The following is an 18986-nucleotide window of genomic DNA, read 5'->3' on the forward strand; positions in this document are numbered from 1 at the left end:
GCAAAGATCGTGTCCGAGGCTTATTCACGGCCACGCGCCAAGGCTACGTCCCCCGCGCCCGCAAAATCCAGCTCCCTGACTGAGCGCAAGCTTCTGCACCTGGGCTTGAAAGATCCGCAGGATTTTGTCGTGCATCTGCCCATACGCTATGAGGATGAAACACAGATTGTTTCCATCGGTTCCTTATATGCCGGCCAGACGCGGCAGGTAGAGGGCGAGATCGTACGCTGCGAAGTGCAGTTCCGCCCGCGGCGCCAGTTATTTGCGCTGATCGAGGATGAAACGGGCGAGCTTGTGCTTCGCTGGCTTAATTTTTATCCCAATCAGCAAAAGCAGGTCGCGGTTGGCAATCGTGTGCGCGTGCGCGGCGAAGTCCGCGCCGGTTTTGCCGGGCGTGAGATGGTGCATCCGAAGGTGGTTGCCGCGGGCGGCGAGCTCCCCAATTCCCTGACTCCGGTTTATCCAACGACCGACGGATTGCAGCAACCGACCTTGCGACGCGCGATCGACCGCGCTCTTCAGGTGGCGGATCTGTCGGATACGCTGCCGTCTGAAATCTGTGCCCGTCATGAGCTGATCCCGTTCGATCAGGCCATTCGGGTGTTGCATCATCCTCCACCGCATATTTCGTATGCCGACTTGATCGAACGTGATCATCCCGCCTGGCGCCGTATCAAATTCGACGAACTGCTGGCCCAGCAGTTGTCCCTGGCGGCAGCGCGCGCTGCGCGATTGCGTCAGCGCGCACGCTCCCTGCGAGGCGGTGAGCTTGCGTCAAGCCTGCTCCGGGCCCTGCCGTTCAGCCTTACCGCCGCGCAAGAAAGGGTTTCTGCTGAAATTGCGCACGATCTTGCCCGTTCGTTTCCCATGCATCGCTTATTGCAGGGCGATGTCGGTAGCGGCAAAACCGTTGTTGCGGCTTTGGCGGCGGCTCAGGCCATCGCCAGCGGTTCTCAGGTGGCGATCATGGCACCCACCGAGATTCTGGCTGAACAGCATTTTCAGAAACTGGTTTCGTGGCTGGAGCCATTGGGTGTGAAAGTAGCATGGCTTACAGGGAGCCTGAGCGTCAAGGCGCGCAGGGAGGCATCCCTGGCCATTGCGTCCGGGGATGCGCAGCTCGTCATCGGAACCCAGGCGCTGATTCAGGACAAGGTGAAATTTTTTCGTCTGGATCTGGTCATACTCGATGAGCAGCATCGTTTCGGGGTCGGGCAGCGATTGCTGCTCAGCCGCAAAGGCGAGGGAAGCGCCGCGGCCGTGATTCCCCATCAGCTCAGCATGAGTGCCACGCCCATACCGCGAACCCTGGCCATGACTTTTTTCGCCGATCTGGATGTTTCGGTGATCGACGAGCTGCCGCCCGGACGCAGCCCGGTACTGACCAAGCTGGTGGCCGATACGCGCCGCGACGAAGTCATGGTTCGCGTCATCGACGAAGTCAGGCTTGGACGCCAGGCGTATTGGGTTTGCCCTTTGGTTGAGGAAAGCGAGGCCTTGCAGCTCCAAACGGCAGTGGACACCCATGCCCGGTTGGCCGAGGCCTTGCCCGATTTGCGGATTGGCCTGGTGCACGGGCGCTTGAAGCCCGGCGACAAGGCCGAGGTCATGCAGGATTTTCGCAATGGGCTTATCGATGTGCTGGTGGCCACCACGGTCATAGAGGTCGGAGTCGATGTGCCCAACGCGTCGCTTATGATCATTGAGCATGCCGAACGATTTGGCCTGGCGCAGCTGCATCAGTTACGCGGCAGGATTGGCCGGGGCAGTGTGAAGTCGGTATGTGTGCTCATGTATCAGGGGCCCTTGTCGCGGGTTGCGCGCGAGCGCCTGCGTGCGATGTATGAAACGGCCGACGGATTTGAAATTGCCCGGCGCGATCTCGCTCAGCGTGGCCCGGGCGAGTTTTTGGGTGTGCGGCAGTCGGGTGTCGAATTATTGCGTTTCGCCAGCCTGGAAACGGATGCCCTGATCGTCGAGCATGCCAGAGCGGCGGCCCAGGAGCTCAGGGAGCACTTTCCAAAGCAGGCGCAAGCCCACCTGCAGCGCTGGGTGCGAGGACGACAGGATTTTTTGCGCAGCTGATTTTTGGCGAGTCGACAGCACCGGAACATGTGACTGTTTTACCGTAAACGTATTTATATTGTGAGATGCAGCATGACTTTGACGGAATTGAAATACATTGTGGCTGTTGCTCGTGAGCGCCATTTCGGCCGGGCGGCGGAAGCGTGCTTTGTCAGTCAGCCAACCCTGTCGGTAGCTATTCGCAAGCTCGAAGATGAACTGGGAGTCGTACTCTTCGAGCGCGGAGGGACCGAAGTGGGTGTTACGCCTATCGGCTTGCGTGTCGTGGCGCAGGCGCAGCGTGTGTTGGAAGAAAGCACCAATCTGCGCGAGATCGCTCGCCAGGGCCATGACCCTTTGGCGGGCCCTTTGCGCGTGGGGGTTATTCATACTGTGGGCCCCTATCTGCTGCCGCGCCTCGTCCCTACGCAAATCGCCGTGACGCCGCAGATGCCGCTGCTATTACAGGAAAACTTTACAGTGCGCCTGCTTGAATTGCTGCGGCAAGGTGAAATCGATTGCGCGGTCGTTGCCTTGCCCCTGCCCGAATCGGGGCTGATGATGCGTCCTCTCTATGACGAGCCGTTTTTTGTGGCGGTGCCCAAGCACCACCCCTGGACCAAGCTCAAGGAAATCGACGCCCATGAGCTCAAGGAAGAGACCATGCTTTTGCTTGGAACCGGCCATTGCTTCAGAGACCAGGTTCTTGAAGTATGCCCCGAGCTGTCGCGCTATTCGGCCGCCAGCGACGGTATCCAGCGCACGTTTGAAGGCTCATCGCTTGAAACGATACGGCATATGGTCGCGGCTGGCATAGGGGTGACCGTCCTGCCGGCCAGTTCTTTGTCCATGCCAGGCGTGCAAAACGACTTGTTGAGCTATATCCCCTTTAAAAAACCCGTTCCGGACCGGCGCGTTGTGCTGGCCTGGCGTAAAAGCTTTCCACGCCCGGCGGCGATCGATGCGCTGACTTCCGCCGTATATGCATGTGGGTTGCCCGGCGTCAACTATCTGCAGACGCGTTCCGCCAAAGAGTTGCTTGAAGCCTGATGCATTGCCGGTCTTCTGTCACACGCCCATGTTATCCTTGGATGGTGCTTCAAACTCATCATCACCCGGAGGTTGATATGGCTAAAACAGCTAAATCTGGTAATAACGCAATGCTCATCGATATTGGCATTTCCGAGAAAGATCGCGCCGCCGTGGCTGCCGAACTCTCCAAAATGCTGGCCGATTCCTACACGCTATATCTGATGACCCACAATTTTCACTGGAACGTGACCGGGCCGTTGTTCAATACGCTGCATCTCATGTTCATGACGCAGTACACCGAAGAATGGCAGGCCCTCGACAGCATTGCCGAGCGTATTCGCGCCCTGGGTCATTATGCGCCAGGCACCTACGCTCAATATGCCAAGCTGTCTTCGATCGCCGAGCCCGATACGGTCCCTGATGCCGACCAAATGGTACGCATGCTGGTCAAGGGCAACGAAGCCGTAGCCAAAACCGCTCGGGCTGCATTCAAGCGTGCCGATGCGGCCAACGATCAGCCTACCGCCGATCTCCTGACTCAACGCCTCGACATACACGAAAAAAATGCGTGGATGCTGCGCAGCTTGTTGCAATAATAGAAAACCCTGCCCGCCGGATTCTAGTCATAAACGCCTCTTTCAGTGTATGCTTGCGCCGTACAATCAGGAGGCCTTATGAATATTCGTTTCACTCCAGCTGCGGCAGCTATCGGCCTTGCCGTCGGAATGCTCATGTCTGGCGCAGCCAGCGCCGATACCATCAAAATTGCCATTGCCGGCCCGTTCACGGGGCCCCTCACGCAATATGGCGATATGGTTAAACAAGGTGTAGACACCGCTATCGAGCAAATCAATGCCAAGGGCGGGGTTTTAGGCAAACAGCTTGTAGCCGTCACGATCGACGACGCATGCGAACCCAAACAAGGCCCGGTTGTCGCCAATCGCGTCGTCAATGAAAAAATACATTATCTAGTGGGCCATGTCTGCTCGGGTGCCACCATTGCCGCAACCAATATCTACAACGACGAAGGCGTGGTCATGGTTTCTCCATCGGCCACATCGCCCGCCGTTACCGACGGCAAGAATTACGACACTATCTTCCGCACTATCGGCCGCGATGACCAGCAAGGCCCCGCCGCCGCCAAGTTCATAGCCGAAAAAATCAAGCCCAAGCGCGTGGCCGTGCTTCACGACAAGCAGTCGTACGGCCAAGGTATCGCTACCGCCGTCAAGAACGAGCTGGAAAAAGACGGCATCAAGGTTGTGCTGTTCGAAGGGATCAACGCCGGCGACAGCGATTATTCGGCGGTCATCACCAAGCTGAAAAGCGTGGATGCCGATTTCGTCTATTACGGCGGCTATCACCCCGAAATGGGCCTGTTGCTGCGCCAGGGCGCCGAACAAGGCCTGAAGGCCCGCTTCATGGGGCCTGAAGGCGTGGGTAATCCCGACATCAACGCCATTGCCGGCCCGGCCGTCGAAGGCATGCTTTTGACGCTTCCCGCCGATTTTTCTCAAAACGCCAACAACGCGGCAGTGGTCAAGGCCTTTAAAGACAAGAAACGCGACCCAAGCGGCGCGTTCCAGCTTACCGCCTATTCCGCAACCCTGGCGATTGCGGACGGCATTAAAGGCGTAGGCGCCGACAACCCGACAAAAGTGGCTGCTTATCTGCATAGCCATTCCATCGATACGCCCATAGGCAAAATCGCGTGGAACAAGCAGGGCGACCTGACCAACTTCAAGTTTGATGTATTTACGTGGCACAAAGATGGCACGAAAACCGTTTATAAATAAAACGGAACATACATAAGCCAGCCCGACTGGCAGTCAGGCCTCCAGGCGGAAGCTCCCGGAGGCCTTTTTATTTCATCCCCAAAAGCGCTGAAAATTACACACCCGGCATGCAGGCAATTATTGGCGCAGACCTATGGCCAAGCGGTTGAACGCACTCATCAACGCGATGGCAAAACATAAATCCGATATCTCGGCATCGCTGAAGTGCGCCCTGGGCGAATTATAGGCGGCGCATACCGAAGATGGCCGGCTGTTCTGGTTCTACATTTGGTCAATCGATGCGTTTGCCGGTTTCGGCATCGAACCAGTGCAGGGAGTGGTTGCTGTCGGCGCCCATCTGGATTTTGTCGCCGGCCTGGACCGGCCGGGACGCGGTCAGCCCTACCGGGCAACGCAATACGATCTGGGTGTCGCCGAGGCGGCCGTGGACAAGTTGTTCAGAGCCAAGGATTTCGACCATTTCGATATCGACAGGCACTCCAGGGGTATTCAGGTGCATGTGTTCGGGGCGCATGCCCATGATCACGTTGCGGTTTGCCAGCGAAGCGGGAATCGCCTGTTGCGCGATATCGAGCACGCTGCCGTCAGTGCTGCGAACCTGGCGCTGGGCGTCGATTTGTACCGGAATCAGGTTCATCGGGGGTGAGCCTATGAAGCTCGCAACGAAAACCGACGCGGGCTTTTCGAAAACCTGGATCGGTGTGCCGATCTGTTCCGGAATACCCTTGTTCATGACGACCATGCGTTGGGCAAGCGTCATGGCCTCTACCTGGTCGTGGGTGACATACAGGCTGGTGGTTTGCAGGCGGCGATGCAGCTTCTGGATTTCCAGGCGCATCTGTACGCGCAGCTTGGCATCCAGATTGGAAAGCGGTTCGTCGAACAGGAATACTTTCGGCTCGCGCACAATAGCGCGCCCCATGGCAACCCGCTGACGTTGGCCGCCCGATAGCTGACGAGGGCGGCGATCGAGCAAATGTTCCAGCTCCAGGATCTGGGCGGCATTGTCGACGCGCTGCCGGATATCTTCTTTGCTGAGTTTGCGGATTTTCAACCCGTATGCCATGTTTTCGAACACCGACATATGGGGGTAAAGCGCATAGTTCTGGAACACCATGGCGATATCGCGCTCGGCGGGCTCAAGATCGTTTACCACCTTGCCGTCGATGGCGATTTCGCCTCCGGTAACGCTTTCAAGCCCTGCCACCATGCGCATCAGGGTGGATTTTCCGCAGCCCGACGGGCCTACGATAACGATGAATTCGCCATCGGCCACATCCATGTCGATACCGTGGATGACGGCGACGTTGCCCGGATAGGTTTTGGTGACATTGCGAAAACTGAGTGTAGCCATAGTTGATTAATTCCAATTGTATGCACAGTCCTGCTTATGGGTGTGTGCTTATTTTTCAGCATCGACCAGGCCCTTTACGAACCACTTCTGCATCAGGATCACTACCGCCGCAGGCGGAAGCATCCCCAATATGGCCGTCGCCATGACCAGGTTCCAGGAGGTTACGCTATCGCCGCCGGCAATCATGCTTTTGATACCGATGACGATCGGGTACATGCGCTCCTGCGTGGTGATGATGAGCGGCCACAAATACTGGTTCCAGCCGTAGATGAACTGGATCACGAACAGGGCGGCTATGCTGGTCCGGGACAAGGGGAACAGAATATCCTTGAAGAATCGCATGGGGCCCGCGCCGTCGATGCGGGCAGCCTCGACCAGCTCGTCGGGGACAGTCAGGAAGAACTGGCGAAACAGAAAAGTGGCCGTTGCCGAGGCGATGAGCGGGAGTGTCAGGCCGGCATAGCTGTTCAGCATGCCCAGATCTGCCACGACCTTGTAGGTAGGCGCGATTCGCACTTCGACGGGCAGCATCAGGGTGACGAAGATCATCCAGAAAAAGAACATCCGGAACCGGAACCGGAAATACACCACGGCAAAGGCCGACAGCATGGAAATTGCGATTTTCCCTATGGAGATGACCAGTGCCATGACCGTGCTCACCCACATCATGCGGCCCACCGGCGGCGTGTTGTTTTCACTGCCCAGCAGCACCGTGATGTAGTTGTGGAAAAAATGGCCGCCCGGCAGCAGCGACATGGGTGCCTGGGCTACTTCCTGGGCGGTTTGGGTCGAGGCCACGAATGTGATGTAGAGCGGAAAGGCAATAATCGCAACCCCGAGGAGCAGGATCAGGTGGGAGAAAAAATCCAGGTAAGGACGGCGTTCTATCATGGTAGAGTCTCTGTTCGATTCCTGGATTCGTTAATAGTTGACCTTGCGGTCAATGTAACGGAACTGGATTACCGTAAGGCCGACGACGATCAGCATCAGTATGACGGATTGCGCGGCCGATGATCCTATGTCGAGCCCCTTGAAGCCCGAGTTGTAGACCTTGTAGACCAGGATCGCGGTCGAAGTTCCGGGGCCGCCCTGGGTCATGATGTCGATAATGGCGAAAGTGTCGAAGAACGCGTAGATGACATTGACCACGAGCAGGAAGAAGGTAGTGGGTGACAGCAAGGGGAATACGATGGTCCAGAAGCGCCGCGCGGGGCTTGCTCCGTCGATGGCCGCCGCTTCGATCAATGATCGTGGAATGGATTGCAGGCCGGCCAGGAAGAACAGGAAGTTATAGGAAATCTGTTTCCAGACCGAGGCCAGCACCACCAGGACCATGGCGTCGTAGCCATCCAGCCGCGGGTTCCAGGAAACACCCAGGCGGGTGAGATAGACCGCGAGCACGCCGACAGACGGCGAAAACATGAACAGCCACAAAACCCCGGCAATGGCTGTGGCTACAGCATAAGGCCAGATCAGCAGGGTTTTATAAAAACCGGCCCCCTTGACTATACGGTCGGCCATGACAGCCAGGAGCAACGAGATCACCAGGCCGGATACGGCAACCAGCAGCGAGAAAACGGCCGTGACCTCGAACGAATGGACATAGTCGGAATTGGAGAACAAATCGGCGAAATTGCTCATCCCTACGAACTGGGAAGACAGCCCGAAAGGGTCTTCGATCCGGAAGGCCTGCCACATGGCCTGTCCTGCCGGCAAAAAGAAAAACAGGATGGTGATCGCCAACTGGGGCGCCAGCAAAAAATAGGGCAGGGCTTTATGAGTGAATACAACACGTTTTTCCATGCTTGAGCCTTGTGATCTTGCCCTTCCGGCCGGTCTTCGCCCGGGCCTCCACGAGCCGCAGGTGCCATTGTGGCACAGGCCAAAAAACCGTGAAGAGTGCCCCTGTGCTTCGGGGCATGCCTCACGGTTTCAATAGGCCCGCCAACTATTTATTTGACGCTTTTCTGGAAACGCTCCAACAGTTCATTGCCGCGCTTGACCATGACGTCGAGGCCAGCCTGGGCGCTGACCTTGCCTGCAAAGATCTGTTCCATTTCACCATCTTCGATATCGCGAATCTGGGGCAGATAGCCCAGGCGTACGCCGCGAGAGTTCTTGGTGGTGGTGGCGTCGAGCTCTTTCACGGCGATGTCGGTGCCCGGATTTTTTTCATAGAAACCGGATTTTTTCGTCAGCTCGTAGCCAGCCTTGGTGACCGGGACATAACCGGTACCTTGATGCCATGCGGCAGCCTGTTCCGGGCTGGCCAGGAACTTGAAGAACTTGGTGATACCCTTGTATACCGCGGGGGATTTCTTGGAAAAAACCCACAGCGAAGCGCCGCCGATGATGGTGTTTTGGGGTGCGCCTTTTACGTCGGCATAATAGGGCAGTGTAGATGTGCCCAGGCTGAATTTGCCGTTTTTGAGTATGCTGGCGCGCGTTCCGCTGGAGCCGGTAAACATGCCGCATTTTCCCGAGATGAACAGCGCATTGGCGGTGTCGCCGCGGCCGCCATAGGTAAACGTACCTGCCTTGGCCATATCGGCCAGGAACTTCATGTGGCGCGCGAACAAGGGCTTGTTGACTTCAAGGCGGGCATCCAGGCCGCCAAAGCCGTTGTCTTTCGAGGCGTAAGGAACGTTATGCCAGGCGGCAAAGGTTTCGAGCTGGATCCATGATGGCCAGTTGGTGGTATAGCCGCATTCCATTCCGGACGCACGCAGTTTTTTAGCGGCCTCGGCCACTTCGGGCCAGGTCTTGGGCGGTTTTTCGGTATCGAGACCCGCCTTCTTGAAAGCATCTTTGTTGTAATAGAAAACGGGTGTCGAGCTATTGAAAGGCATGGATACCAGCTTGCCCGACGGCGAGGAATAATAGCTGGCTACCGCGCCCAGGAAATCCTTGGGATTGATGGGGTCGCCAGCCTTTTCGGACATTTCCTGGACCGGGACGATGGCCCCTTTTGCATACATCATGGTGGCGGTACCCACCTCGAAGACCTGGAGGATATCGGGTGCATTGCCGCCACGGAAAGCAGCAACGCCCGCATTCATCGTTTCGGCGTAGGATCCTTTGTAGACCGCATGGACGACATAGTCGGGCTGGCTCTTGTTGAATTGGTCGACAATAGAGTTGACGCGCTCGCCCAGAGGACCCTGCATCGCATGCCAGAACGTGATGTCGGTCGCCGCATGCGCCGTGCCGAGGGTAGCGATAAGACCGGCGAACGATAATGCTAGATATTTCGCTCTCATGAGCTTGTTCTCCTTGGAAAAGCCTGCCGAGACGTCGTGTACACGGTCAAGCCTGTTAAGTAGTCTATGACATGCTTATTACAATGTCGTGACTGTAACGACACTGGATGCGCAGGTCAATGCATATAAACACCATCATCAATTTCGCAGAAATCGTACAATATGCCCCCTATGACTAAAGAACTTACCCTCTCTCTCATCGGCGGCGGCAATATGGCAACCGCACTGGCGACGGGCCTCATCGGCAAGCGCTGCGCCGCACACGACGTACATGTCATCGACCCCAATGAATCCGTAAGGGCGGCCTGGCAAGAGCGCGGCACGACGGTGGCTGCTACCCCTGATGCCCAACTGGCCGGGCGCCGGGTGTGGATCTTCGCCGTCAAACCCCAGCACATGAAAGAAACGGTGCTCAGCTGTCGGCCGTTCATCCAGCCCGAAACGCTCGTCGTCAGCATCGCGGCCGGCATTACCGGTGCCACCATTGCCGGCTGGCTGGGTACGCCGGAACGCCCCTGGTTGCGCGCGGTGCGCTGCATGCCCAATACGCCGGCCCTGATCGGCGAGGGCATTACGGGCATGATGGCTTTGTCGGGCGTGTCCGAAGACGACAAAGCCCTGGCCCAGCAGCTCCTGCGCGCAGTGGGGGAGGTTGTCTGGGTCGAGAGCGATCAGGCGCTCGATGCGGTCACCGCCTTGTCGGGGAGCGGCCCCGCCTATGTATTCCTGTTTCTGGAGGCCCTGATACAAGGAGCCAAAAATCTGGGGCTCAGCGACCAACAATCGCGCCAGCTGGCGCTGGCCACTTTGCATGGGTCTACGCAACTGGCTGCCTTGTCGCCCGAGCCGCCGGCCACTTTGCGCGAGCGCGTGACTTCCAAGGGCGGAACCACTGCGGCGGCGCTTGCCGTATTCGAACAGCGCCAGTTTGCGGCCATAGTCGGCCAGGCAATGCTGGCGGCATCCGACCGGGCGGCCGAATTGGCCATCGAGTACGCAAAATGAGTTTCTCCGGTTCAAACAGGCTGCTGGTGCCCATGACGCTTTCCCAGTTTTTTATTGCCGTCCTTGCCATGGGCATGGTTGTCGTGGGTTCGAATATCCTGGTGCAGTATCCGATCAATCATTGGTTGACGTGGGGCGGTCTTTCCTACCCGATTGCCTTTCTGGTGGCTGATGTCCTGAATCGCCGCTTTGGCGCGCGAGCTGCGCGGCAGGTTGCCGTAATAGGGTTTGTTGCCGCATTGCTGGTGTCATTCTGGGTCGCCACGCCGCGTATCGCCGGCGCTTCAGGCCTTGCCTTCCTGTGCGCGCAACTGGTGGATATCCACGTCTTCGACCGTTTGCGCGACCAGCGCTGGTGGCGCGCTCCGCTGCTGGGCGGCGTAGCGGGCGCCACGCTCGACACCTTCGTGTTTTTCAGTGTGGCGTTTGCGGGAACAGGCGTGCCCTGGATGGCCTTGCTGTTTGGCGACCTGGCCGTCAAGCTATTTGTCAATTTAACGATGTTGGCGCCATTTCGCGCCATGATGTGGAATTTGGCTCGCCCTGCCGCGATGCAGCAAAATGCCTAAGGGGTTTTCCGTAGTGACAAGGCAGGGGCTAATCGTCAGAATGGCCAGGCCATACGAGGCAGAAGCCTGCTACTAGAGTTCGCCGTAACAAGTTCGTCCGACCGGCTGCAACGCGGATAATTTGTTACGGCGAACTTCATCGGAGAACAGTAATGACGAGTTCCTGCAAAATAGCTTTGCTGTTGCCGGCCATCCAAGCCACAGCTACCTGGAACCCCTGCTCTTATGTCTGATTTCATACCCGAACTTACGCAACAGCTGTTCAACGGTTTGTCGCTCGGCGCAATTTATGCACTGATCGCCATCGGCTACACCATGGTCTACGGCATCATCGGCATGATCAATTTTGCGCATGGCGACATCTACATGATCGGCGCCTATGTGGGCCTGGTTACCTTGTCGGCGATTGGCGTCAATAGCGGCCTGCCTTTGCCGCTCATGGTGCTGGCCATGCTGCTGGTCGCCGCCGTGGTAACGGGCATCTATGGGTATGCCATCGAGAAAGTCGCCTATGCGCCGGTGCGCAGCAGCCCCAGGTTGGTGGCGCTTATTTCAGCCATCGGCATGTCCATTTTTCTCGAGAACTGGGTGGCGATCGGGCAGGGCGCACGCGATATGGCAGTCCCCGCGCTGATAACCGGCTCGGTCCAATTCAATATGAGTTCCGATTTTGCGGTCACGGTGCCTTACTCGCGCATCATGATCATTGTCGTGACTGTCCTGCTCATGGTGGCGCTTTCGCTTTTCATCAAATATTCACGCACGGGCCGCGCATCGCGCGCGTGTTCGCAAGATATACACATGGCGAACCTACTGGGTATCGATACCAATCGCATCATCTCCTTTACCTTCGTCATCGGCGCCATGCTGGCGGCGGTGGGCGGCGTGCTGATTGCTCTGGCCATAGGCAAGCTGAATCCCTTTATCGGTTTCATTGCCGGAATCAAGGCCTTTACGGCCGCTGTGCTGGGCGGGATAGGCAGCATACCGGGCGCCATGCTGGGCGGCGTACTGCTGGGGCTGGCTGAAACACTGGCGGCAGCCTATATTTCCTCCCAATACAAGGATATTGTGGCGTTCAGCCTGCTGGTGCTGATTCTGCTGTTTCGCCCAACCGGCCTGCTGGGCAAGCCTGAAGTGGAAAAAGTATGAAGGGTACGAATTTCAAGAATGCGCTGATTGCAGCCTTCATGGCCGGAGTTATTATTGCGCCCGTATTCGGCTTGCAGATCGTGCGCCGCGGGGCGCAAACCCATCTTCTGCCCGACTGGCCCATGATCCTGGCCGGTATGGCCATCGTGTTTGTGTTCCAGTTGTTCCGGCCCGCCGTCGTACAGCGATTATTCTCAACGAAAGGCAAGAAGCGCTTCGCCATGCCGGTGCTGAGCGATTCCACGCGGCGCATACTGATCTACGTCTTTGTGGCGGTCGCTGTCATCTGGCCGTTTACCACAGGCCGGGCGCAGGTCGATCTCGCGACGCTGGTACTGATTTACGTCATGCTGGGCCTGGGCTTGAACATTGTTGTGGGTTTTGCCGGCTTGCTCGACCTGGGCTTCGTGGGTTTTTACGCGGTTGGAGCCTATACCTATGCTTTGCTGTTTCACTGGGCAGGTTGGGGCTTTTGGCAGGCTCTGCCTTTGGCGGGCGGCATGGCCGCGCTGTTCGGATTTCTGCTGGGCTTTCCGGTGCTGCGATTGCGCGGCGACTACCTGGCCATCGTGACCCTGGGTTTCGGCGAAATGATACGTTTGCTGTTGACCAACCTGTATTCGATTACGGGCGGCCCGGATGGCATATCAGGCATACCCAAGCCGACCGTATTCGGCTATCCCATGGTGCGCCGCGCGGCGGAAGGGCAAACCACCTTTCACGAACTGATGGGTTGGACGTTCAATACTCAAGACGTAATTGTGTATCTTTATCTGACGGTCTTGTGCCTGGCGCTGCTGGCCCTGTTTGTGTCTTCCCGTGTAATACGCATGCCTATCGGCCGCGCCTGGGAAGCCCTGCGTGAAGACGAGATCGCGTGTCGCTCGCTGGGGCTCAATCCCACCCGCATCAAACTGTCGGCCTTCACCATGGGCGCCATGTTTGCCGGATTCGGAGGGGCTTTTTTCGCGGCCCGGCAGGGCCTGGTCAACCCCGAGTCATTTACCTTTATCGAGTCTGCCCTGATTCTGTCCATCGTCGTCCTGGGCGGCATGGGCTCGCAGCTGGGGGTTATTCTTGCCGCTATTGTGCTGACGGTCGTACCCGAATTGGCCCGCGAGTTCGCCCAGTACCGCATGTTGATTTTCGGTCTGGTAATGGTATTGATGATGATGTGGCGCCCCCAAGGTTTATTGCCGGTCAAGCGCCCGCAAGTGGAGCTGACGGCATGAGCGGCACTCTGTTGAAGGTATCCGGGCTGACCATGCGTTTCGGCGGCCTGCTGGCCGTCGACGATATCGAATTCGAAGTCAGGCGCGACGAAGTCTTTGCCATCATCGGGCCTAATGGAGCGGGAAAAACCACGGTGTTCAACTGTGTTGGGGGCTTTTACAAGCCCACGACCGGCAACATCCTGATGGATGGGAAAAAAATCGGCGGCTTGCCCAGCCACAAGGTTGCGCAGCAGGGCTTGGTACGCACATTCCAGAACGTGCGGCTTTTCAAACAACTGACCGTGCTGGAAAATCTGCTGGTGGCGCAGCACACTCGACTACAGACGGGTTTCTTGCAGGGTTTGTTCAGGGTACCCTCGTATCGCAGGTCCGAACAGGAAGCGCTTAAACATGCGGTCGACTGGCTCGATTTCATGGGTATACGCCAGTTCGCCAATCGTGAGGCAGGCAACCTGGCTTATGGGCATCAGCGCCGGCTAGAAATCGCGCGCTGCATGATCACCAAGCCGCGCCTGCTCATGCTCGATGAACCGGCAGCGGGTTTGAACCCACAGGAAAAACGCGATCTTCAACTGCTCATCGATCGCCTGCGCAAAGAATTCGATGTGGCTGTTTTGCTCATCGAGCACGATATGAGCCTGGTCATGGGGGTATCAGATCGCATTCTGGTCATGGAACACGGCAAGCCAATCATCACGGGGCTGCCCGCCGAAGTCCGCTCCGACCCGCGTGTCATCAAAGCATACCTGGGGGAAGAATAGGTGCTGAAGCTCGAAAACGTCCATACTTATTATGGCGCCATCCAGGCTCTGGATGATGTTTCGGTTGAAGTCAATCAAGGCGAAATCGTCACTTTGATCGGTTGCAACGGTGCGGGCAAAACCACCTTGCTCATGACCGTGTGCGGTTCGCCGCGGGCCAAAAGCGGCCGCATCACTTTCGAAGGGCAGGACATTAGCGCTGCGGATACGCATGCCATCATGCGCCTGGGCATTGCCATTTCACCCGAAGGGCGGCGAATCTTCTCCGACCTGACCGTAACCGAAAATCTGCAGATGGGTGGTTTTTTTCTCAATAAGAAACAAATTATCGATGGCCTTGATCATACTTATACAATGTTTCCCCGGCTTAAAGAGCGCGCCAATCAGCGCGCCGGCACCATGTCGGGCGGCGAGCAGCAAATGCTGGCCATAGGAAGGGCACTCATGACGCAGCCCAAGCTCTTGCTGCTCGATGAACCTACGCTGGGCCTGGCGCCTTTGATCATTACCCAGATTTTCGAAATTATCCGCACGATACGCCAGCAGGGCGTGACAGTTTTTCTTGTCGAGCAGAATGCCAACAAAGCCTTGCAGGTAGCCGATCGCGGCTATGTGCTCGAAACCGGCAAAGTGGTGTTGGCCGACACCGGCACCAACTTGCTGAGCAACGACGAAGTACGCAAAGCTTATCTTGGCGCGTAAAGCGGGGTTGGAGAGCGGGCGGCCACAAGGCCTGCCCCTGCAAAAGGCCGTTCAATCGACAACAAGCTTTTGGCCACTAACAGGCTATTACGCCAATCCTTGCGCTTTCAAAGCGGTCTGGACGCCAGGGTCGGCTGACATGCGGTCGTGAAAGGCCAGCAAATTCGACAAACCTGATATGTCCAGGCCTTTGGCTTTCGCCCAGCGAATGATGGTGTACAGGTACGGATCGGCAATCGACCGGCTGCCGCTCAGCCATTTTGTTCCCGCCAGATGCTTGTCAACGATGCCAAACAGGAAAACCACTCTTGCCGCCGCTTTGCCGGCCAGTTCCGCTTGAAAATCCGCGTTATCGGTAAAGGCTGCCGGGCCGAAAACCAGGCTGAAGGTGCGATGCAGGTCTGAATTGCAAAAACCCAGCCAGCGCCGCATTTCGGCGCGTTCCTTGGGCGTGTCGCCCAACAGTTTTGCGTCGGGATTTTTTTCCGCAAGATACTCCAGAATAGCCGCGCTTTGTGTCAGGGTCAGGTCGCCGTCGATCAATACAGGCACCGAGCCCACGGGATTCAGGGCCAGGAACGGCGGCTCTTTTATTTCCGTGCGAGTCACGGCCTGTGATTCATACGGTTTGCCTATCCATTCCAGAACAATTTGCGTCGCGAGAGGGCATGCGCCCGGCAAGTAATAAAGTTTCATTGATCTTATGCTGGAAACTTCGGGCGATGGCCCAAAGAGGGATAGCGCGTCACGCATGGCGTGACCCAGCTCCAGCGACCTCCTTGAATAGTGCGCTATCGGAATTACGTTGCGTGTATCTTATTCCATTTCCGCGCCCGTTGTGTATGCTCGCCGCGGGCGGCTCCGCATACAGCGGGAGACACTCGCGAATCATGCCGCCGGACTGAAAGTCGAATCAGCTGCGCGGCTTCAAATGCAGGGCAAGAAATTTTTCCATGCGGTCATAGAATTCGAACTTGTTTTCATCGTTATGAAAACCGTGGCCTTCGTTATCCTTGACAATATATTCGACCTCTACGCCGCGGGCCTGCAGAGCTGCCACCATTTGATCGCTTTCGTCCTTGTTGACGCGTGGGTCGTGCGCCCCTTGTGCAATCAATAAAGGCGTTTTGATTTTATCGGCGTTCAAGGCCGGCGATGTAGCAACCAGGCGGCTCCGGTCGCGTTCGGGGCTGCCGACCATGCAGTGCATTTTCTCGAGCATGGGCTTCCAGTAGGGAGGAATCGTGTCCATGAATGTCAGCAGATTGGAAACACCCACGTAGTCTACCGCCGCGGCGTACAAGTCCGGTGTGTACGTGATGCCGGCCAGGGTCGCGTAGCCGCCGTAGCTGCCGCCATAAATAGCGATGCGTGCCGGGTCTGCGATGCCTTGGGCGACCAGCCATTGCACGCCGTCCGTAATATCGTCCTGCATGCTCAGACCCCACTGCCCAAAGCTGGCTTCCCAGAAGCGCCGCCCATAGCCTGTGGAGCCCCGAAAATTCATCTGCAGCACGCAATAGCCCCGGTTGGCGAGAAATTGCGCCTCAGGGTTGAAGCCCCAGCCGTCGCGTGCCCAGGGGCCTCCATGCGGGTTGACAATGCACGGCAGATTCTTTGCCTGGCGCCCAAGCGGCAAGGTCAGGTAACCGTGTATGGTCAGGCCGTCCCGCGACTGGTATTGAATAGGCCGCACGGACGCCATGTCCTGCTCGGGCAGACTGGAGTTGATATCGGCCAGCTTGTCCAGCGTATTGCGATCGGCGTCGTAAAGATAGCGTGCGCCGGGCGTTTTATCGCTATGGGCGGCCACAATGAATTTGCTTTCATCGCGTGTGCCGCTTTGAAAAGCTATTTCGTAGCCGGGCAGCATTCCCGACAGGCGCTTGAAACGCTCGGCACTGACTGCATCGAAAAAATGGTACGCCGGCTTATCGGTTTGATAGACGGCTGCCGTCAATACCTTGCGTAGCCGTGAGTAGGCGGCGCCATCGAGGTCGACGGAATCGGCGGCAAAAATCTCGTGTTCCTGATCGGGGCGGGTCGGGTCTATGATGACCAGCGCCAGAAGGTCCCGGCCGCGATTGCTCAGCGCATAAAAGGATTTATTGTCGAACGTAAAGAATTCCGGGCTGACGGTCGTGCGAAAATCGGTGGTGATGATGGGTTTGAACGATGCTGTTTCATCGTCCCGATAGAGCAGGGTGGTGTGCAGCCCGTCGCTGGTGATGCCTGCCCGCACGCGGCCGGCGTGGTCGGTTTGCCAAGCCACGATATTGCCGGGATTTTCAGCCACCAGGTTCAGTGCCGCGGTCTTCACATGGGCGCGATAGACGTCGAATACCTCCGGGTTGCGTCCGTTATGGCTGATCAGTATGTGTAGAGGATCGTCCTCCAGGTCGTCTTCGACGCTGGCTCGCACACCCTCAAGCGGCGTCAGGTCGGTGATGGTGCCTGTGGAAACGTCGACCGCAACCACGTGAAAATTCTCATCGCCGTTGAAGTCTTTCTCGTACAGAATGGTATGCGACCCTTTCCAGAAATACTGGCCGATGTCGCGCTCCGTTTCGCCGGTCAGGCGACGCGGCTCGCCCACTGGCGTGCTGCCCTCAAGCGCCTGCACAAATACATTCATGCGGGCCGGCTTGCCGTCGATACTGACCGGCTCCATGAATCCCAGCATGGTGCCGTCTTCGGACAAGCGGAAAAAGCCGCGGTCGGGATTCCGGAAAAAATCCTTGACAGGATAGTGTTTCGGAGCCCGCGGCGCAGCGAGGCCGCCGTCGTTGGATATCAAATGTGTTTTATGCAGCAAGCGGGAGTACGGATTTGTCGGCATGATCGGAATTTTGGCGTATGGATATGATCTCGGTACTATATCGGATAAACCGGATTCGATTTTTAACGGAGCGGGTTTGTTTATATACTTGCCTGTTGATGTCGCTGTAACGCGGGTAGCCTGTCGTCAAAGTGCCCTCCGCACAAGAAACTGCTCTCATACAACCTCTCCAAGGATTTTCATGGCTGACCGCCCTACGCATATTGTTTTCCTGGACCGCGAAACCATTTCGGCGCAAACAGTGCTGCGGCCTTTGTCTTTTGCCCATGAGTTGACCGTATACGGCCGCACGGCCAAAGACAATATCGCCGGCCGGATTGCGCAGGCCGATATCGTGATCAGCAATAAAGTGCCGTTGAGCCGGACCACGCTTGAACACGCACCCAAGCTCAAGATGATCGCCGTGGCCGCCACAGGAACCGATATCGTGGATCTGCCGGCTTGCCAGGAACGCGGCATTGTCGTGTCGAACATCCAGGGTTATGCCGTCAATACCGTGCCCGAACACACGTTCGCACTGATATTCGCCCTGCGCCGCAGCATCGTGGCCTATCGCGAATCGGTCAAGGCCGGACGCTGGCACGATTCGCAGCAATTCTGCTATTTCGACTATCCGATCAAAGATCTGGCGGGTTCCACATTAGGCATTATCGGCGATGGCGTACTGGGCCAGGCAGTCGCCGCCATCGGCCGGGCCCTGAACATGCGGGTGCTCTTTGCGGGACGCAAGGGGGCCGGCAAAGCCGGAGCTTTGTATACGCCTTTTGAGCAAGTGCTCAGCCAAAGCGATATCATCAGCCTGCATTGCCCGCTTAACGCGCAAACGCGCGGCATGATCAGCGATGCCGAATTTGCCCAGATGACTCGCAAACCCCTGCTGATCAACACCGCCCGAGGCGGGCTGGTGAATGAAGAGGCCTTGGCGCGCGCGCTGCGATCCGGCCAGATTGGCGGCGCCGGCTTCGACGTCACGACGCCTGAGCCTCCCGACAACCAGCATCCTTTGGTGCAATTGCTGGAACTGCCCAATTTCATCCTGACCCCGCATGTGGCGTGGGCCAGCGACGAGGCGGTACAAGGCCTTGCGGATCAGCTCATGGATAATATCGAAGCCTTTCATAACGGATCTCCCCGCAATGTGGTCAAGGCCAAATAGGGCTTGCACCGATTGCCGTCTTGTATGATCTTGTTCAACTCGTCACTACTTGTTCCTGAAA

The 18986-nt window shown here is 57.3% G+C and carries 17 protein-coding genes and 1 pseudogene; 11 read left to right on the forward strand and 7 right to left on the reverse strand.

Features of this window, described 5'->3' with window-relative positions; all coding sequences use genetic code 11:
* Nucleotides 1-6: 6 nt before the first annotated feature.
* The 4 genes from recG (at nt 7) to LSG25_RS02155 (ending at nt 4892) form a co-directional block, all read left to right on the forward strand.
* Nucleotides 7-2085, forward strand: a complete 2079-nt coding sequence (recG, locus tag LSG25_RS02140; RefSeq protein WP_370635986.1) for an ATP-dependent DNA helicase RecG — start codon at nt 7-9, stop codon at nt 2083-2085.
* Between the two features lie 72 nt (nt 2086-2157).
* A complete protein-coding gene (locus tag LSG25_RS02145) occupies nt 2158-3114 on the forward strand; it encodes a LysR substrate-binding domain-containing protein (RefSeq protein ID WP_232743079.1) in 957 nt (318 codons plus the stop codon).
* Nucleotides 3115-3191: 77 nt separating this feature from the next.
* Nucleotides 3192-3692 (forward strand): Dps family protein, encoded by a 501-nt coding sequence (locus tag LSG25_RS02150; protein WP_232743080.1) that lies wholly within the window; start codon nt 3192-3194, stop codon nt 3690-3692.
* A 78-nt stretch (nt 3693-3770) separates the two neighbouring features.
* Nucleotides 3771-4892 (forward strand): branched-chain amino acid ABC transporter substrate-binding protein, encoded by a 1122-nt coding sequence (locus tag LSG25_RS02155; protein ID WP_232743081.1) that lies wholly within the window; start codon nt 3771-3773, stop codon nt 4890-4892.
* Nucleotides 4893-5009: 117 nt separating this feature from the next.
* On the opposite strand, the pseudogene LSG25_RS02160 reads toward LSG25_RS02155, so the two are convergent.
* The 5 genes and pseudogenes from LSG25_RS02160 to ugpB form a co-directional block, all read right to left on the reverse strand.
* Nucleotides 5010-5105: pseudogene (locus tag LSG25_RS02160) on the reverse strand (carboxymuconolactone decarboxylase family protein); the annotation flags it as partial.
* Between the two features lie 58 nt (nt 5106-5163).
* Nucleotides 5164-6246 carry a sn-glycerol-3-phosphate import ATP-binding protein UgpC gene (locus LSG25_RS02165; protein ID WP_232743082.1) on the reverse strand — a complete coding sequence of 361 codons (1083 nt, stop codon included), beginning with the start codon at nt 6244-6246 and terminating at the stop codon, nt 5164-5166.
* 48 nt (nt 6247-6294) lie between these two features.
* A complete protein-coding gene (ugpE, locus tag LSG25_RS02170) occupies nt 6295-7137 on the reverse strand; it encodes a sn-glycerol-3-phosphate ABC transporter permease UgpE (protein WP_232743083.1) in 843 nt (280 codons plus the stop codon).
* 30 nt (nt 7138-7167) lie between these two features.
* The gene (ugpA, locus tag LSG25_RS02175; RefSeq protein ID WP_232743084.1) at nt 7168-8049 is read right to left on the reverse strand and encodes a sn-glycerol-3-phosphate ABC transporter permease UgpA; all 882 of its coding nucleotides are present in this window, start codon (nt 8047-8049) and stop codon (nt 7168-7170) included.
* Nucleotides 8050-8198: 149 nt separating this feature from the next.
* Entirely contained in the window at nt 8199-9506 is a 1308-nt protein-coding gene (gene ugpB / locus LSG25_RS02180; protein WP_232743085.1) for a sn-glycerol-3-phosphate ABC transporter substrate-binding protein UgpB, read from the reverse strand.
* A 171-nt stretch (nt 9507-9677) separates the two neighbouring features.
* On the opposite strand from ugpB, the gene proC reads away from it, so the two are divergent.
* The 6 genes from proC to LSG25_RS02210 all read left to right on the forward strand — a co-directional run bounded on the left by proC (nt 9678) and on the right by LSG25_RS02210 (nt 14930).
* Complete coding sequence (gene proC, locus LSG25_RS02185; protein ID WP_232743086.1) at nt 9678-10511, forward strand: pyrroline-5-carboxylate reductase; 834 nt, start codon at nt 9678-9680, stop codon at nt 10509-10511.
* Nucleotides 10508-11080, forward strand: a complete 573-nt coding sequence (locus LSG25_RS02190) for a VUT family protein (protein WP_232743087.1) — start codon at nt 10508-10510, stop codon at nt 11078-11080. Before proC ends, LSG25_RS02190 begins: the two co-directional genes overlap by 4 nt.
* Before the next feature lie 225 nt (nt 11081-11305).
* A complete protein-coding gene (gene livH / locus LSG25_RS02195; RefSeq protein ID WP_232743088.1) occupies nt 11306-12232 on the forward strand; it encodes a high-affinity branched-chain amino acid ABC transporter permease LivH in 927 nt (308 codons plus the stop codon).
* Nucleotides 12229-13464 carry a high-affinity branched-chain amino acid ABC transporter permease LivM gene (locus LSG25_RS02200; RefSeq protein ID WP_232743089.1) on the forward strand — a complete coding sequence of 412 codons (1236 nt, stop codon included), beginning with the start codon at nt 12229-12231 and terminating at the stop codon, nt 13462-13464. The genes livH and LSG25_RS02200 overlap by 4 nt, the downstream gene beginning before the upstream one ends.
* Nucleotides 13461-14228 (forward strand): high-affinity branched-chain amino acid ABC transporter ATP-binding protein LivG, encoded by a 768-nt coding sequence (gene livG / locus LSG25_RS02205; RefSeq protein WP_232743090.1) that lies wholly within the window; start codon nt 13461-13463, stop codon nt 14226-14228. Before LSG25_RS02200 ends, livG begins: the two co-directional genes overlap by 4 nt.
* On the forward strand, nt 14229-14930 hold the full coding sequence (locus LSG25_RS02210) for an ABC transporter ATP-binding protein (protein WP_232743091.1): 702 nt from the start codon (nt 14229-14231) through the stop codon (nt 14928-14930).
* 87 nt (nt 14931-15017) lie between these two features.
* Here LSG25_RS02210 and LSG25_RS02215 read toward each other — a convergent pair whose 3' ends face one another.
* Nucleotides 15018-15626 carry a glutathione S-transferase family protein gene (locus LSG25_RS02215; protein ID WP_232743092.1) on the reverse strand — a complete coding sequence of 203 codons (609 nt, stop codon included), beginning with the start codon at nt 15624-15626 and terminating at the stop codon, nt 15018-15020.
* Nucleotides 15627-15843: 217 nt separating this feature from the next.
* Nucleotides 15844-17769, reverse strand: a complete 1926-nt coding sequence (locus LSG25_RS02220; RefSeq protein ID WP_232743093.1) for a S9 family peptidase — start codon at nt 17767-17769, stop codon at nt 15844-15846.
* 181 nt (nt 17770-17950) lie between these two features.
* On the opposite strand from LSG25_RS02220, the gene LSG25_RS02225 reads away from it, so the two are divergent.
* On the forward strand, nt 17951-18925 hold the full coding sequence (locus tag LSG25_RS02225) for a D-2-hydroxyacid dehydrogenase (protein WP_232743094.1): 975 nt from the start codon (nt 17951-17953) through the stop codon (nt 18923-18925).
* The last annotated feature ends 61 nt before the right edge of the window (nt 18926-18986 follow it).

This window comes from Paralcaligenes sp. KSB-10, assembly GCF_021266465.1.
Classification (GTDB): domain Bacteria; phylum Pseudomonadota; class Gammaproteobacteria; order Burkholderiales; family Burkholderiaceae_B.

Excerpts from the sequence above, each read along its gene's own strand:
- LSG25_RS02145 (WP_232743079.1), top strand. The coding sequence starts at position 2,158 with ATGACTTTGACGGAATTGAAATACATTGTGGCTGTTGCTCGTGAGCGC.
- LSG25_RS02150 (WP_232743080.1), top strand. The coding sequence starts at position 3,192 with ATGGCTAAAACAGCTAAATCTGGTAATAACGCAATGCTCATCGATATT.
- LSG25_RS02155 (WP_232743081.1), top strand. The coding sequence starts at position 3,771 with ATGAATATTCGTTTCACTCCAGCTGCGGCAGCTATCGGCCTTGCCGTC.
- LSG25_RS02165 (WP_232743082.1), bottom strand. The coding sequence starts at position 6,246 with ATGGCTACACTCAGTTTTCGCAATGTCACCAAAACCTATCCGGGCAAC.
- ugpE (WP_232743083.1), bottom strand. The coding sequence starts at position 7,137 with ATGATAGAACGCCGTCCTTACCTGGATTTTTTCTCCCACCTGATCCTG.
- ugpA (WP_232743084.1), bottom strand. The coding sequence starts at position 8,049 with ATGGAAAAACGTGTTGTATTCACTCATAAAGCCCTGCCCTATTTTTTG.
- ugpB (WP_232743085.1), bottom strand. The coding sequence starts at position 9,506 with ATGAGAGCGAAATATCTAGCATTATCGTTCGCCGGTCTTATCGCTACC.
- proC (WP_232743086.1), top strand. The coding sequence starts at position 9,678 with ATGACTAAAGAACTTACCCTCTCTCTCATCGGCGGCGGCAATATGGCA.
- LSG25_RS02190 (WP_232743087.1), top strand. The coding sequence starts at position 10,508 with ATGAGTTTCTCCGGTTCAAACAGGCTGCTGGTGCCCATGACGCTTTCC.
- livH (WP_232743088.1), top strand. The coding sequence starts at position 11,306 with ATGTCTGATTTCATACCCGAACTTACGCAACAGCTGTTCAACGGTTTG.
- LSG25_RS02200 (WP_232743089.1), top strand. The coding sequence starts at position 12,229 with ATGAAGGGTACGAATTTCAAGAATGCGCTGATTGCAGCCTTCATGGCC.
- livG (WP_232743090.1), top strand. The coding sequence starts at position 13,461 with ATGAGCGGCACTCTGTTGAAGGTATCCGGGCTGACCATGCGTTTCGGC.
- LSG25_RS02215 (WP_232743092.1), bottom strand. The coding sequence starts at position 15,626 with ATGAAACTTTATTACTTGCCGGGCGCATGCCCTCTCGCGACGCAAATT.
- LSG25_RS02220 (WP_232743093.1), bottom strand. The coding sequence starts at position 17,769 with ATGCCGACAAATCCGTACTCCCGCTTGCTGCATAAAACACATTTGATA.
- LSG25_RS02225 (WP_232743094.1), top strand. The coding sequence starts at position 17,951 with ATGGCTGACCGCCCTACGCATATTGTTTTCCTGGACCGCGAAACCATT.